Here is a 12,889-nt window from a genome sequence, read left to right as displayed (position 1 = left end):
GTCACACGGACAGCGGCGAATTGGCCGGCAGGCCCATCCTGTTGGCCACCTGGCGGGCGATCTGCATGCCTAGCCAAACACCACCGGTGCGACCCAGTGTGGCCGGGGTCAGTGCTTCGGGGTGCTCGGCAAAGACGTCGGCACCCGCCTGGCGTTCGGTCAGACCGTCGAACTGCCAGTGCACGCCGAGGTAGACGCGGCTCACCGAGTTCTTGACGATGGCCTCCCAGAGCGACCCGGTGACCACCGGCCTCCTGCCGCGCGGCTTCAGGGTGCGTGGGTCGGTGTTCACGTCATTGAATTCGTCCGAGATGAAGTCGAGCGCGACGTCGTCCACGCCGTTCCCGTCGAGCACAGCCAGCCCTTTGTGGGCCAGGTACAGCCGCAGCAGGTCGAAGGCGGCGGCGCCGAAGGTGGCGTGCCCGGAGGGGTAGGCGGGGAAGTCGGGCGTGAGCGCCAGCCCCCGCTGGTTCGTGTCCGGCCGGCCCAGGGGCAGGAAGCCCGGCACGGGTTCGGTGCCGTCGGCTGCGATGGCCTTCGGGATGCCCACGGCGGGACGCCACATCATGTGCGTGGGGGCGTACTTGTAGTACCAGGCGTCGATGCCGGCTTCGGCCATCGCCACCCCCACGCCGGCCACGATCTCCAACTCCTCCGCGGTGGTCAGATGTCGGGCGGGCGGCGGTGCGCTGGCCAGGCGGTCGAGCACGCTGAGCACCGCCTGCATGTACAGGCGCGGCGGCGTGCCGAGCTTCGGGGGGCCGTCGTAGCCCCAGGCGATGCCGATGAACTCTTCGAGGGCGTTGCGGCCGTTGGGGGCCTGATCGGCGTTGATCTCGCCTTTGGCCAGGACGCGGGCGAAGTCCTGCCGGTAGTGGGAGTTCGCCTTGGCCAGCGTGGCGGACTTCCGTCCCGGAGGCGACGGGAAGTCGAGCACAGGGGCCGTCAGCAGGCGGCGGGCATAGCCCCAGTCGGCACCGGCGAACTTCTGCCCTGGCTGGTTGGGTGGCGCTTCGTGGGTGTAGGGCAGACCGGAGGGGCTGTAGTTGTTGGCGTCGGCGTAGCGGGCGTCGTCGGCGCCCAGGTCGTGAATGGCGCGTCCAACGGCGCGCCCCAGGATCTCCGCGGCGCTGCCGGCCGGGCCATGCCCGTGGTTCCCCAGCCAGGACGGCCAGGCAGGCGCCAGCAACGCGCTCTGGTGCGGGTAGCGCAGCGTCAGGACTTCCGAGCATGCCGCACAGCAGGCCACCTCCAGCTCGGCGGCGCTGAGATGCGTGATCACCGGGACGGGTGACAGTTCCAGCAGTGGCGGCATGCCAGCGGCGAGGCGTCTGACTTCATGGGGCGCGACCAGCGCCAGGCCCAGCGCGCGGGCGGTGCGGAACGGGCCGCGTTGGTCGCCCGGGGCGTCGGTGTGGTCGCGGCGGACGCACTCCAGGCTGATGTCGATCCAGAAGCGGTGGTTGGCGGCAGCAGGCATGCGAGCCTCCTTCAAGCGGTGTTGCGCCCGTCAATCGGGCACGCCGATTCTTGGAGTCCCTGCCCCGTGCTACATCCACAGTTGTGCTGACTGCGGCAGAGGTCGCCGCCGCGTTCGAGCGCCCGCTACAGCACCCGCGGCAGATCCCGCCTGACCGCCACGCGGTCGCCGAAATCGAAGTGCCACCACTCGGTGGCGATGCCGTGAAAGCCCGCCTCGCGCATGGCCGCGCGCAGCCAGCCGCGTTCGACGAGGTGCTGCGCCGTCAGCGCGCCCAGCGCCAGGTGCTCGGCCTCGTGGTCGGGGTGGGAGGCCAGCGTCATCTCGTCGAAACCGCTGCCCATGTCGACCTCGCGGCCGGCGGGGTCGAGCAGCGTCAGGTCCACCGCCATGCCGAAGCTGTGGATGGAGCCGCGCTCGGGCGGGGCGAGGTACATCGTCAGCGGCGTGCCCTGCAGCTCGTCCCACAGGCGCTGCTGCACGCGCTGGGGGCGCAGCGCGTCCAGCACCAGCAGGCGGTGGCCGGGGCGGCGGGCGTGCAGCCAGGTGGCGGCGGCCTCGAGCGCGTCGGCGGCCTCGCGGCGCAGCCAGGCGCAGTCGATGCCGGCGTAGACGGAATGGCCGACGAAGTTGTCGGCCGTGGCGTAGCGCAGGTCCGTGGCGATGCCGTGGCCTAGCGAGGCTAGGCGCCGGAAGTCCGGGTGGGCCGCGATGTCTTCGATCTGGATCACGGCAGGCGGGACAGGTGTTCGGCAGCCGCCGCGGTGATGAACTTGACGAGGCGCCGCGAGGCCTGGCCCAGCGGCGCATTGGCGGCGCTGAGCAGGTAGAGCTGCACCGGCACCGCAGGCGTGAGCGGCCGCACGCGCACCTTGGCGGGGTCGGCGCTGGCGGCGGTGAAGGGGTCCACCAGCGTCATGCCCACGCCGGCCTCCACCAGCGCGCGGGCGAGCTGGTAGGTTTGCACGGTGATGCGGCTGGCCAGCGGCTGCCCCAGCGCCTCGCCGGCGTGGTGCAGCAGGCCGGCCAGCGGGTCGTCGCTCTGCAGGCCGACGATCTCGGTCTCGATGTCCGCCAGACCCAGCGGCCCGTCCCCCTGGGCCTCGGGGCTGCCGAGCGGGCACAGCGCCACCATGGCGCCGCTGGCGATGACCTCGGCCTTGATGCCGGGGTGGCGCGGGTCCTGCAGCGAGAGGGCCAGGTCGGCCTCGCCGAGCAGCAGGGCCGAGACGATCTCGCGGGTGTGGTGCGTGGCCAGCGAGCAGTTGGCGTTGGGGTAGGCCTTGCACCAGGGCGTCATCGCGGCGGGCACGATGGCCGTGGCCAGCGCCGGCGTGGCCACGAGGCGCACCTGCTCGCTCTCGCCGCTCTTCAGGTTGGCCGCGAGGCGCCGGATGCCGACGAGGTCGCGGTTGAGCTTGTCGATCTCGACGAAGAGGCGCTGGGCCTCGGGCGTGGGGTAGAGCTTGCCGCGCACGCGGTCGAACAGGGCCATGCCCAGCTGCAGCTCGCAGTGCTGCAGCACCTTGGTCACGGCCGGCTGCGAGATGTGCAGCAACTGCGCGGCACCGCTGATAGTGCCGGCCTGCATGATGGCGTGGAAGACCTCGATGTGTCTGAGCCTCACTTCCGGTACACCCCTTCGAAGTCGACGGAACCGTTCGGCGCCATCTTGAATCCGACCACGTCCTTGCGGATGGGGATGTAGACGGTGGAATGCGCCATCGTGATCCACGGCCGCTCGTGCTTGAAGATCTCCTGGGCCTTTTCGTAGAGCGCGATGCGCTTTTTCTGATCCGGCGTGGCGCGGGCCTCGTCGATGAGCTTCTCGAACTCGGCGTTGCAGAACTTGATGCCGCTCTTGTTGGCCGCGCAGCTGAGGTTGGGGGTCAGGAAGTCGTCGGCGTCACCGGTCTCGCCGCTCCAGCCGCTCATGTAGACGTTGTGCTCGCCGTTGTTGGCGCGCTTGAGGTACTCGCCCCACTCGAAGGTCTTGATGCTGGCCTTGACGCCGATCCTGGCCCAGTCCTGCTGGATGAGCTGGGCCATCAGCTGGCCGTTGGGGTTGGTGGGGCGCTGCACCGGCAGGGCCCACAGGTCGATCTCGAAGCCGTTGGGGAAGCCGGCCTTGGCCAGCAGCGCCTTGGCCTTGGCGGGGTCGAACTCGTTCTTCAGCTTCTTGTTGTAGCCGGGGATGGCGGGTGGGAAGGCGCTCACGGCCTGCATCGCGTCGCCGCGCGGGAACAAGGCCTTGAAGATGGCGTCGCGGTCGATGGCGATGTCCAGCGCCTCGCGCACCTCGCGCTTGTCGGTGGGCGGCTTTCTCAGGTTGAAGCTCAGGTAGGAGATGTTCAGCGCCTGGATCTTCTCGATGCTGATGGCCGGGTTGCCGGCCAGGCCGGCGATGTCGACGTCGCGCAGGGCCGCCGTCACATGGCATTCGCCGGCGGCGATCTTCTGCACGCGGACGTTCGGCTCGCGGCTGATGCTGAACACCAGCGTCGGCGTCGGCTGCTTGCCGCCCCAGTAGTCGGGGTTGGCCGTCATGCGCAGCACGTCGTCCTTGGCATAGCTCTTGAACATGAACGGCCCGGCGCCCACTGGCAGCACGTTGATCTGGCTGGCCTTGCCCTCCTTCAGCAGCTGGGCGCCGTACTCGGCCGACTGGATGCCCGCAAAGGCGAACGCGACGTTGGCGAGGAAGGTCACGTTGGCCTGCTTGAGGCGGAAGCGCACCGTGTGCTCGTCGATCTTGTCGATGCCGTCGATGAGCTTGGCCAAGCCCAGGTTCTGCGGGTAGACGAAGACAGCCGGGAAGGCCTTGTTGAACGGGTGGTTGGGGTCGATGAAGCGGCTGAAGGTGAACACCACGTCGTCCGCGTTGAAGTCGCGCGTGGGCTTGAACCAGGGCGTGCTGTGGAACTTCACGCCGGGGCGCAGCTTGAAGGTGAAGCTCCTGGCGTCCGGCGAGATCTCGTAGCTGGTGGCCAGCTTGGGTTGCAGCTCGGTCGTCGGGCGCTTGAAGCCCAGCAGCCCGTCGAACATCTGGGCGCTGACGATGTTGGTGCTGGCGCTGTCCCACAGGCCGGGGTCGAAGCCCTCGGGGCTGGCGTCGGCGCAGTAGATCAGCGGCTTGCCCTGGGCCTGGACGGCGGGCGTGGCCAGCAGGGCGGCGAGCGTGAGCAGGGCGGGGGCGAGAAGTTTCTTCATCACGTGGGATCCAGGGCGGCCGGCGCGAAGGGGAGGCGGCATTGTTGGAAGCAGCGCCCCACCCGATCAAGCGCCGGCGGGCGTTTGTCGGATAACCCAAACTTATACCCTTGCGGACGCTGGCCATCGGGCTTGCTGCGAAAATCGCAGAACCATGAAGCCCATCGCCTACACCCGCGCCCAAAGCCTGCCGGCCCTGCTCCAGCAACGCATCGCCGTGCTCGACGGCGCGATGGGCACAATGATCCAGCGCTACAAGCTCACCGAGGCCGACTACCGCGGCGAGCGCTTCAAGGACCACCCCAAGGACCTGAAGGGCAACAACGAGATGCTGATGTTCACGCGCCCCGACGTGCTCAGCGAGATCCACGAGCAGTACCTCGCCGCCGGCGCCGACCTCATCGAGACCAACACCTTCGGCGCCACCTCGGTGGCCCAGGAAGACTACGGCCTGGCCGGGCTGGCCTACGAGATGAACGTCGAGGCCGCGAAGCTGGCCCGCGCCGCCTGTGACAAGTACGCCACGCCCGACAGGCCGCGCTATGTCGCCGGCGCCCTTGGCCCGACGCCGCGCACGGCCTCCATCAGCCCCGACGTCAACGACCCCGGCGCGCGCAACATCGACTTCGACACGCTGCGCGCGGCCTACTACGAGCAGGCCAAGGGCCTGCTGGACGGCGGCTGCGATCTCTTCCTCGTCGAGACCATCTTCGACACGCTGAACGCCAAGGCCGCCATCTTCGCGCTCGACGAGCTGATGGAAGACACGGGCGAGCGCCTGCCCGTCATCATCTCCGGCACGGTGACCGACGCCTCCGGTCGCATCCTGTCCGGCCAGACGGTTACCGCCTTCTGGCACTCGGTGCGCCACGCGCGGCCCCTCGCCATCGGCCTGAACTGTGCGCTGGGTGCCACGCTGATGCGGCCCTACATCGAGGAGCTGGCCAAGGTGGCGGGCGACACGGCGGTGAGCTGCTACCCCAACGCCGGCCTGCCCAACCCGATGAGCGACACCGGCTTCGACGAGACGCCCGAGGTCACGGCCCGCCTCGTGGGCGAGTTCGCCCAGGCCGGTTTCCTGAACATCGCTGGCGGCTGCTGCGGCACCACGCCGGCCCACATCGCCGCCATCGCCAAGGCCGTGTCGGCCTACAAGCCGCGCGTCAGCGGCGAGAAGTTCTTCAGCTCGATGCTGGCCGCCGCCTGAGCGCTCAGGATGTCCTGGGGGCGCTGGCTGCCGGCGTGTCGCCGCGGCGCGGGCCTTCGCTGAACTCCGCTGGCGGCTTCATCAGCGCCGGGTCGGGCTCGCCGCGCCGGATCTTCTCCAGCCGGTAGTTCTGCTCCCCCTGGCGCGGGTCGGCGTCGCGGCTCATGACGGTCAGCATCAGCTCCGGGCTGCGCCAGACCTCGCGGCTGCCGACGATGGGCTTCTCGTTGCCGATGCGGCCGGCCTCGATGGTCCAGGTGGTGCGTTCGCCCGTCACCTTGAGGCCCTCGATCTCCTTGGGCGGCAGCGCCGTCGTCGTGCCGCCCTCGCGCGGCAGCAGGGCCACGGACAGCATCGGCACGGGCGGCTGCGGCGGCACGGGCGTGGCCATCGGTGCCGGTGGCGTGGGCAGGGGAGGCATGGCGGGCAGTTCGCTGGCGCGGATCACGCGCATCTCGCGGCGGCGCTCGACGGCGCTGGCGCCGGGAGCAGGCGGCATGGGCGGCATGACGATCTCGCGTTCGATGATGATGCCCGGCTCGCCGGCCATCGCCCGGGCGCGCAGGCGCTCGGCATCGGCACTGCGGGCGCGCTCGGCCACGCTGGCGCCCCATTCCTTCCAGCGCGCGGCCTGCTCCTTCATGCGTTCGCCCCAGTCCTGCATGGAGGCCTGCCAGGCGGCATGGTCCGCCGCATCGGCGTCCGGCGCCCAGGCCGCCGAGCCGCGCAGGCGCTGCACGCGCTTCTCGTCCGGGTAGATGACCCAGCTCGCCCGGGCCACGGGGTCGTTCAGGTAGACCACCCTGGGCCCGCCCTGGCGCTGCACCTCGCGGCGCGTGCGGCCTTCGCCGTCGCGGCATAGCTGGCTCTGCTGCCTGCGCACGATGCGGTTGCCGTCCCCGAGCGTCTGCACGTTCTCGTGCACGGCCGTGGCGCAGTAGGGCGCGCCCTTGACGACCCGCTCGCCCTCCAACTCACGGCCGGCAAAGGCCAGGGCCTGGTCGCCCAGGGCGATGCGCAGCGGCATGTCGGACAGGGCCAGCCGCACCTCGCGTTCGATGTCGCGTGCGAAGTCCCGCTCGGTGGCGCGCTCGGCTTCGAGCGCCGTCGCCGAAGCCGCCAGGACGCAGAGGGTGAGGGCGGTCAGGGGTGATTTCATGGCGTTCTCCAGGGTCAGTTCAGGACGCGCACGGCCAGCACCTGGCCGCCCGGGTTCAGCATCAGCTCGGCGCGCACCGGCTCGTCGGCGCGCGCGGCGTCGAAGGGCAGGCCCAGCAGGGCCAGGCGCTCGCGCGGCAGTTCGGCGGGCTGCAGCCAGACGGCAGCGCCGCGCCCGGCCGACAGGGCGGCGCGGAACTCGGGCTCGGGCACCAGCGGGATGAAGCCGCTGCCGGCCGGGGCGGCCTGGGTCAGCAGGGTGCCGGGCGGGTCCAGCAGCAGCATGGCGGCCAGCAGCGCGGCGGCCGTCGCGCCGAGGGCGCCGCTGCCCCAGGCCAGGCGGCGCAGCCAGCGCGGCTCGTGAGCCTCGGCGGTCTGCTGCGTCAGGCGGCGGGCGTGCAGCAGATGCTGCTGCCCGGTCAGGCGGGCCAGCAGGGCGGCGTCCTGTTCGGCGCCTGGCTGCAGGCGGGCGAACTCGGCGCGGGCTGGGCGCAGCCAGGCCGGGGTGTCGTCAATGCTCATGGCTTCTCTCCCACGGCCAGCAGGTCGGCCAGGCGCTGGCGGGCGCGGTGCAGGCGGGTGCGCAACGTGTCCACGCTGACGCCGGCAATCGCGGCGGCGTCCTCGTAGCTGCGCTCCTGCAGGTCCACCAGCACGATGGCCTCGCGCTGCGGCCAGCTCAAGGTGCGGATGGCGGCCCACAGGCCGTCCCGGCGCTGGGCCTGTTGCAGATGGGCATCGCTGGCCGGCATGGGCGCCTCTTCGGCGTCGAGGGAGTCGTCCAGCGGGACGTGGCGTCGTGCGTCGCGCCACTGGTTCAGCAACTGGTGCCGGGCCATGCCGGCGAGATAGGCGCCCAAGGAGCCGCGGCCGGCGTCGAAGGCCTGCGGGCCGCGCAGCAGCTGGGCAAAGGCTTCCTGCACGGCGTCCAGGGCCGCGGCCTCGTCGCCGGCCAGCGCGAGGGCGTACCGGTAAACCGAGCCGCTTTCGCGCCGGTAGACCAGCGCCAGCGCCTGGGCATCGCCGTCGGCCAGGCGGGCCAGCAGCGCGGCCTCGTCGCCTGCCGCCGAGGTGGCCGGGCCGACGAAGCCGAGGCGGGTCAGCCAGCTCATGTCGGCGCGCATGGGGAAGGAGCCTGCGGGACTTGCATGCGCCTATTGAGCGCGGGCAGGCTGTTTCGTTACTCCGGACAAACCCGTCGTCACTTTCGGCATAGACACGGCGCGGCATGATGCTGCGGCTCCAAAGGAGACTCCTGCATGCTGAAGCTGCAAGGCATCGACCATCTGGTGCTGCGCGTTGTCGATCTCGACTTGATGCTGAGGTTCTACGTCGGCACGCTGGGCTGCACCGTCGAGCGCCGCCAGGACGAGATCGGCCTCGTGCAGCTGCGCGCGGGTGTCTCGCTGATCGACCTGGTGCCGGTGGACGGCAAGCTCGGCCGCATGGGCGGCGCGGCGCCCGGCGCCGAGGGCCGCAACATGGACCACTTCTGCCTGCGCGTGGAGCCGTTCGACGCGGCGGCCATCCGCGCTCACCTCGCGGCGCATGGCGTCGATGCCGGCAACACCGAGAGCCGCTACGGCGCCGAGGGCGAGGGGCCGTCCATCTACCTCGGCGACCCCGAGGGCAACGTCGTCGAGCTGAAGGGGCCGCCGGGGCCGGTGGCATGAGGCCGCTGGCCCGCGCCATCGTCTGGGGTGGCCTGCTGGCCGGCACCGGCGACCTGGTCTTCGCGCTGGGCTACTACGGCGTGCAGCTGCGTGTGTTCCAGACCGTTGCCGCCGGTCTCATCGGCCGCGAGACGGCTTTCGCCGGCGGGCCGGCCACGTTTGCGCTGGGCGTGGCGTTGCACTACGGCATCGCACTGATCTGGGCCGGGTGCTTCTGCATCGTTGCGCTGCGCCTGCCGGCCCTGCTGCGCAACGCGACGGCGGCGGGCCTGGCCTACGGCTTCGTCGTCTACTTCGGCATGAACAGTCTCGTGCTGCCGCTGTCCGCCCTGCACACGCCGTTCTGGCCGCCCCGACTGGACGCGGCGGCGATCGCGGCGCATTGCTTCGTCTTCGGTTTCCCGATCGCGCTGGCGGCGCGGCGCTGCCTGCTGGGCGATTCCCTGCGCGAGGCTTGAGTCAGGTCAAGGTGCTGCGCGAGCGCCGGGCGCAGCATGGCGGTGACCGACTTCAGGAGTCCCCGATGAGCACCAACTTCCGCGCCCTCGCCAGCGAAATCTCGGGCACGCTGTCCCAACTGCGCGCCGACATCCCCGACACGATGCGCGGCTTCGGCCAGCTGTCGCAGGCGGCGCTGCGCGACGGCGCGCTGGACAAGAAGACCAAGGAGCTGATCGCCATGGCCGTCGGCATCGCGGCGCGCTGCGACGCCTGCCTGGCCTTCCATGCCGAGGCGCTGGTCAAGCTCGGCTGCAAGCGCGCCGAGTTCGAGGAGATGCTCTCGGTCAGCGTCTACATGGGCGGCGGCCCGTCGTTGATGTATGCGGCGCGGGCGCTGGACGCCTTCGAGCAGTGCGGCGGCGACCACCTTCACGCGGCCGCGGCCTGACCGGCCGGCCGCAGGCGCGGCTCTTTGCGCTGGATCAAGACCTGTCCAGATCGCGCCGGCACGAGCCGCGTCCGTAACCGGAATTTCATGCAGCGTGGTCAGGCTGTCGCCACGCGTCGTGCGTGACCGAGGAGCCACTCCCCCATGTCCAAATTCTGGGATCAAGTCCGCAGCCTGCGCTGGGACGACCACCGCTACTACCACCAGTGCCGCATCAACCAGACGCTGCACCTCGTCAGCGCGATCAGCTTCCTGGTCGCCTACGGCCTGCTCTTCGTCGAGCCTGCCGCGGCGGCCTGGGTGGGGTGGTGCTTGGGCATGGTCACACGCCAGAGCGGCCACATCTTCTTCGAGCCGCGCGGCTACGACGCCGTCAACCAGGCCACCGACGCGCACAAGGAAGCCATCAAGGCCGGCTTCAACATGCGCCGCAAGGCCTGGCTGATCGGCGTGTGGCTGGGCATTCCACTGCTGCTGTGGGCCAGCCCCGGCCTGTTCGGCCTCATCGAGCCGGCCACCAGCACGGCAGGCACGCTGCATGACATCGGCCTGGCCTGGCTGGCGCTGGGCGCCTCGGGCCTGGTGCTGCGTGGTCTGCAACTGGCCATGCTGCGCGGCCCCAGCTGGGGGCTGGCCTGGGTCACCAAGATCCTGACCGACCCCCTGCACAACGTCGACATCTACTGGCGCTCCCCGCTGGCCCTGCTGCGCGGGCAGCGCTACGACCCGCTCGAAGATGGTCATTGACGCGCACAGCATGAGCCCATGAGACCGGCGTTGGCTGGCGGCGGCGGGCCGCTGCCGGAGCGGCCCGGCCCTTGCACAATCGTGGGCACCATGCCCGCCCTGCCCACCAAGCTGCCCAACACGGGCACCACCATCTTCACCGTCATGTCGGCGCTCGCGGCCGAGCATGGTGCCGTCAACCTTGGCCAGGGCTTTCCCGATTTCGGTGCCGATCCGGTCCTGCTGCAGGCCGTGACGGATGCCATGGCCGCCGGCCACAACCAGTACCCGCCGATGACCGGCGTGCCCGCATTGCGCGAGGCCGTGGCGGCCAAGCTGAATGCGCTCTACGGCGTGGCCTACGACCCGGGCAGCGACATCACCGTCACCGCCGGCGGCACGCAGGGCCTGATCACCGCCATCCACAGCTGCGTCGGCGTGGGCGACGAGGTCATCATCATCGAGCCGGCCTACGATAGCTACGACCCGGCCATCCGCTTGGCCGGCGCGGTGCCGGTCGGCGTGGCGATGACGCGGGACTACCGCATTGACTGGGCGGCCGTGCGCGCCGCCGTCACGCCGCGCACGCGGGCCATCGTGCTGAACACGCCGCACAACCCCAGCGGCCGCATCGCCACGGCGCAAGACCTGCGCGAGCTGGCGCAGATCGCCGGGCAGCATGACCTCTTCATCATCAGCGACGAGGTCTACGAGCACATGGTCTACGACGGTGCGCCGCACGAAAGCGTGGCGCGCCACCCCGGGCTGCGCGAGCGCAGCTTCCTGGTCGGCAGCTTCGGCAAGACCTTCCACGTGACGGGCTGGAAGGTCGGCTTCGTCGCCGCGCCGCCGGCGCTGAGCGCCGCCTTCCGCCGCCTGCACCAGTACACCGTGTTCACGGTGCACACGCCCACCCAGCATGCCATCGCGGCCTATCTTGCCGACCCGGCGCCCTGGACGGGCCTGAGCGGCTTCTACCAGGCCAAGCGGGACAGCTTCCGCAGCGCCCTGGCCGCCACGCCTCTGAAGCTGCTGCCCTGCGAAGGCACCTACTTCCAGACGGTGGACTACAGCGCCGTGTCCGACCTGCCGGAGCTGGACTTCGCCCGCTGGCTGACCACCGAGATCGGCGTCGCGGCCATCCCGCTGTCGGTCTTCTACCAGCAGCCGCAGGAGCGGCGGCATGTGAGGTTCTGCTTTGCGAAACGGGATGCGACGCTGGCCCTGGCGACCGAGCGGCTGCTGCGTGGCCTGCGCCGCTGAGCGCGCACTGGCACGGCCCGTGCTAACCCTGAGGTGGACAGGACCGGCAGCCCACCGTGGGCGGCACCGGTCGTGACACAGCTCACGGGAGACCCTCATGTTGCACCAGGCGCGTGCCTTCACCGATGCACCAAAGCGAGCGGCCACCGCACCGAAGCAGACGGCAGGCGAGGCCTTCGGCAGATTGATCAACCTGTCGGGGCGGCGCCGCTTCACGTCGCAGCGGGTCGTGCTCTATGCCGTTCTGGCCAGCCAGGGTCGCGAGGGTGCGTTGGCGACGGCCCTGGATGCGCTGGCGACCTTCCGTGAGGCGCACCGCGCACTGCTCGAAGGCGAGCTGTCACCGAAAGCCGTGGGCGGCGAACTGCAGCAGGCCTATTTCGGCCCCGACCGTGCGGATGAGCGCATTGGCGCCTTCATCGGTCTCGCGCAGCGTGCGCTCGATGCCCTCGAGGCCGGCGCTCGCAGCGCGCCGGGCCTGCTGGAAGAGCTGGTGGAGGCCGCCACGCCGCTGCTCGGCCCGCTGAACAAGCTGACCCAGGTCTACGAAGACCTTGCCCGCCAGCAGGCGGCATCGGCCAAGAGGCAGCTGTCGGCCGTGATGGGGGACATCGAGACCATTGCCAAGCACGCCCGCATCGTGTCCTTCAACGCCCAGGTCGTCGCGGCGCGGGCCGGCGATTCGGGGCGCGAGTTCGCGGTCGTGTCGGGCGAGCTGACGCAGATCACCGGCAAGCTCGACGGGCTCGTGCGCGAGGCGGTGCGCAGCGCGGTGGCTTGAGGCTCAGGCCGGCCTGGCCTGTGCCGACGTGTTCGCGCTGGTGACGGGCTCCGGCTGTGGTACGTCAACCCCGTTCCAGCAGGGCTTTCAGCGTCTGCAGATCGGCCTGCATCAGCCCTGCATCGCGCTCGAAGGTGGCCTCGTTCATGCCGGGCAGCCCGAACAGCCCGAGCAACACTTCGCTGCCCGGGCCGTTGGGCATCACGCGCAGCGGCACATAGACCTCGCTGCCATCGGGCAGCACGACGGTGTGGTCGGCCACGCCGAAGGCGTTGCGAGGAGCGAAGCGCAGACCGACCGTGCCGCTGCCTGTCACGACCTCCCAGTGCTCGCCCGCGCGGCGCACGCCCTGGCCCAGCCCATTCGCCCACAGCGGCAGGTTGAGCGGGTCGCCGACGAAGTCGTAGACCTTGCCCGGCGCGGCGGCGATGGAAACGCTCAGGTAACGGACGGGACGGCAGGGGGCCACGGTTCAGCCGGTGAGTTCGATGCCTCGCCCGGC

At 70.6% G+C, this 12,889-nt stretch carries 15 protein-coding genes; 7 read left to right on the top strand and 8 right to left on the bottom strand.

Annotated features, from left to right (window positions below; genetic code table 11):
• Position 1: 1 nt before the first annotated feature.
• The 4 genes from AC07VX_RS11115 to AC07VX_RS11100 all read right to left on the bottom strand — a co-directional run bounded on the left by AC07VX_RS11115 (position 2) and on the right by AC07VX_RS11100 (position 4,690).
• Entirely contained in the window at positions 2 to 1,480 is a 1,479-nt protein-coding gene (locus AC07VX_RS11115) for a vanadium-dependent haloperoxidase (RefSeq protein ID WP_493164787.1), read from the bottom strand.
• Between the two features lie 125 nt (positions 1,481 to 1,605).
• Entirely contained in the window at positions 1,606 to 2,211 is a 606-nt protein-coding gene (locus tag AC07VX_RS11110; RefSeq protein ID WP_493164786.1) for a M15 family metallopeptidase, read from the bottom strand.
• The gene (locus AC07VX_RS11105) at positions 2,208 to 3,107 is read right to left on the bottom strand and encodes a LysR family transcriptional regulator (RefSeq protein WP_493164785.1); all 900 of its coding nucleotides are present in this window, start codon (positions 3,105 to 3,107) and stop codon (positions 2,208 to 2,210) included. The genes AC07VX_RS11110 and AC07VX_RS11105 overlap by 4 nt, the downstream gene beginning before the upstream one ends.
• The gene (locus AC07VX_RS11100) at positions 3,104 to 4,690 is read right to left on the bottom strand and encodes an ABC transporter substrate-binding protein (protein ID WP_493164784.1); all 1,587 of its coding nucleotides are present in this window, start codon (positions 4,688 to 4,690) and stop codon (positions 3,104 to 3,106) included. Before AC07VX_RS11100 ends, AC07VX_RS11105 begins: the two co-directional genes overlap by 4 nt.
• A gap of 154 nt (positions 4,691 to 4,844) precedes the next feature.
• Between AC07VX_RS11100 and AC07VX_RS11095 the strand changes: the two genes are divergently transcribed.
• Positions 4,845 to 5,897 (top strand): homocysteine S-methyltransferase family protein, encoded by a 1,053-nt coding sequence (locus AC07VX_RS11095; protein WP_493164783.1) that lies wholly within the window; start codon positions 4,845 to 4,847, stop codon positions 5,895 to 5,897.
• A 4-nt stretch (positions 5,898 to 5,901) separates the two neighbouring features.
• Here the strand turns inward: AC07VX_RS11095 and AC07VX_RS11090 are convergent, their stop codons facing one another.
• From AC07VX_RS11090 to AC07VX_RS11080, 3 genes are read right to left on the bottom strand one after another with little or no spacing between them, the layout of a single operon-like run.
• Positions 5,902 to 7,056: a hypothetical protein gene (locus tag AC07VX_RS11090; RefSeq protein ID WP_493164782.1), complete on the bottom strand. Its 1,155-nt coding sequence runs from the start codon at positions 7,054 to 7,056 to the stop codon at positions 5,902 to 5,904.
• Between the two features lie 14 nt (positions 7,057 to 7,070).
• Complete coding sequence (locus AC07VX_RS11085) at positions 7,071 to 7,577, bottom strand: hypothetical protein (protein WP_493164781.1); 507 nt, start codon at positions 7,575 to 7,577, stop codon at positions 7,071 to 7,073.
• Complete coding sequence (locus tag AC07VX_RS11080; RefSeq protein WP_493164780.1) at positions 7,574 to 8,167, bottom strand: RNA polymerase sigma factor; 594 nt, start codon at positions 8,165 to 8,167, stop codon at positions 7,574 to 7,576. Before AC07VX_RS11080 ends, AC07VX_RS11085 begins: the two co-directional genes overlap by 4 nt.
• A gap of 147 nt (positions 8,168 to 8,314) precedes the next feature.
• On the opposite strand from AC07VX_RS11080, the gene AC07VX_RS11075 reads away from it, so the two are divergent.
• From AC07VX_RS11075 to AC07VX_RS11050, 6 genes are all read left to right on the top strand, one after another.
• Positions 8,315 to 8,728 carry a VOC family protein gene (locus AC07VX_RS11075; RefSeq protein WP_493164779.1) on the top strand — a complete coding sequence of 138 codons (414 nt, stop codon included), beginning with the start codon at positions 8,315 to 8,317 and terminating at the stop codon, positions 8,726 to 8,728.
• Positions 8,725 to 9,186 carry a hypothetical protein gene (locus tag AC07VX_RS11070; protein WP_493164778.1) on the top strand — a complete coding sequence of 154 codons (462 nt, stop codon included), beginning with the start codon at positions 8,725 to 8,727 and terminating at the stop codon, positions 9,184 to 9,186. Before AC07VX_RS11075 ends, AC07VX_RS11070 begins: the two co-directional genes overlap by 4 nt.
• A gap of 65 nt (positions 9,187 to 9,251) precedes the next feature.
• Entirely contained in the window at positions 9,252 to 9,617 is a 366-nt protein-coding gene (locus AC07VX_RS11065; RefSeq protein ID WP_493164777.1) for a carboxymuconolactone decarboxylase family protein, read from the top strand.
• Between the two features lie 144 nt (positions 9,618 to 9,761).
• Positions 9,762 to 10,364 (top strand): hypothetical protein, encoded by a 603-nt coding sequence (locus tag AC07VX_RS11060; RefSeq protein WP_493164776.1) that lies wholly within the window; start codon positions 9,762 to 9,764, stop codon positions 10,362 to 10,364.
• A 90-nt stretch (positions 10,365 to 10,454) separates the two neighbouring features.
• Entirely contained in the window at positions 10,455 to 11,606 is a 1,152-nt protein-coding gene (locus tag AC07VX_RS11055) for a methionine aminotransferase (protein ID WP_493164775.1), read from the top strand.
• A 97-nt stretch (positions 11,607 to 11,703) separates the two neighbouring features.
• Positions 11,704 to 12,387, top strand: coding sequence for a methyl-accepting chemotaxis protein (locus tag AC07VX_RS11050; protein WP_493164774.1), 684 nt, complete (start codon positions 11,704 to 11,706; stop codon positions 12,385 to 12,387).
• 64 nt (positions 12,388 to 12,451) lie between these two features.
• Here the strand turns inward: AC07VX_RS11050 and AC07VX_RS11045 are convergent, their stop codons facing one another.
• Positions 12,452 to 12,856 carry an SRPBCC family protein gene (locus AC07VX_RS11045; protein WP_493164773.1) on the bottom strand — a complete coding sequence of 135 codons (405 nt, stop codon included), beginning with the start codon at positions 12,854 to 12,856 and terminating at the stop codon, positions 12,452 to 12,454.
• Positions 12,857 to 12,889: the final 33 nt, after the last annotated feature.

This window comes from Roseateles sp. GW821-FHT03B02, assembly GCF_059421025.1.
Note: the sequence above shows the minus strand (reverse complement) of the source record. Positions and strands in the feature narration are given on the sequence as shown.

Excerpts from the sequence above, each read along its gene's own strand:
- AC07VX_RS11115 (WP_493164787.1), bottom strand. The coding sequence starts at position 1,480 with ATGCCTGCTGCCGCCAACCACCGCTTCTGGATCGACATCAGCCTGGAG.
- AC07VX_RS11100 (WP_493164784.1), bottom strand. The coding sequence starts at position 4,690 with ATGAAGAAACTTCTCGCCCCCGCCCTGCTCACGCTCGCCGCCCTGCTG.
- AC07VX_RS11095 (WP_493164783.1), top strand. The coding sequence starts at position 4,845 with ATGAAGCCCATCGCCTACACCCGCGCCCAAAGCCTGCCGGCCCTGCTC.
- AC07VX_RS11090 (WP_493164782.1), bottom strand. The coding sequence starts at position 7,056 with ATGAAATCACCCCTGACCGCCCTCACCCTCTGCGTCCTGGCGGCTTCG.
- AC07VX_RS11085 (WP_493164781.1), bottom strand. The coding sequence starts at position 7,577 with ATGAGCATTGACGACACCCCGGCCTGGCTGCGCCCAGCCCGCGCCGAG.
- AC07VX_RS11080 (WP_493164780.1), bottom strand. The coding sequence starts at position 8,167 with ATGAGCTGGCTGACCCGCCTCGGCTTCGTCGGCCCGGCCACCTCGGCG.
- AC07VX_RS11075 (WP_493164779.1), top strand. The coding sequence starts at position 8,315 with ATGCTGAAGCTGCAAGGCATCGACCATCTGGTGCTGCGCGTTGTCGAT.
- AC07VX_RS11070 (WP_493164778.1), top strand. The coding sequence starts at position 8,725 with ATGAGGCCGCTGGCCCGCGCCATCGTCTGGGGTGGCCTGCTGGCCGGC.
- AC07VX_RS11065 (WP_493164777.1), top strand. The coding sequence starts at position 9,252 with ATGAGCACCAACTTCCGCGCCCTCGCCAGCGAAATCTCGGGCACGCTG.
- AC07VX_RS11060 (WP_493164776.1), top strand. The coding sequence starts at position 9,762 with ATGTCCAAATTCTGGGATCAAGTCCGCAGCCTGCGCTGGGACGACCAC.
- AC07VX_RS11055 (WP_493164775.1), top strand. The coding sequence starts at position 10,455 with ATGCCCGCCCTGCCCACCAAGCTGCCCAACACGGGCACCACCATCTTC.
- AC07VX_RS11050 (WP_493164774.1), top strand. The coding sequence starts at position 11,704 with ATGTTGCACCAGGCGCGTGCCTTCACCGATGCACCAAAGCGAGCGGCC.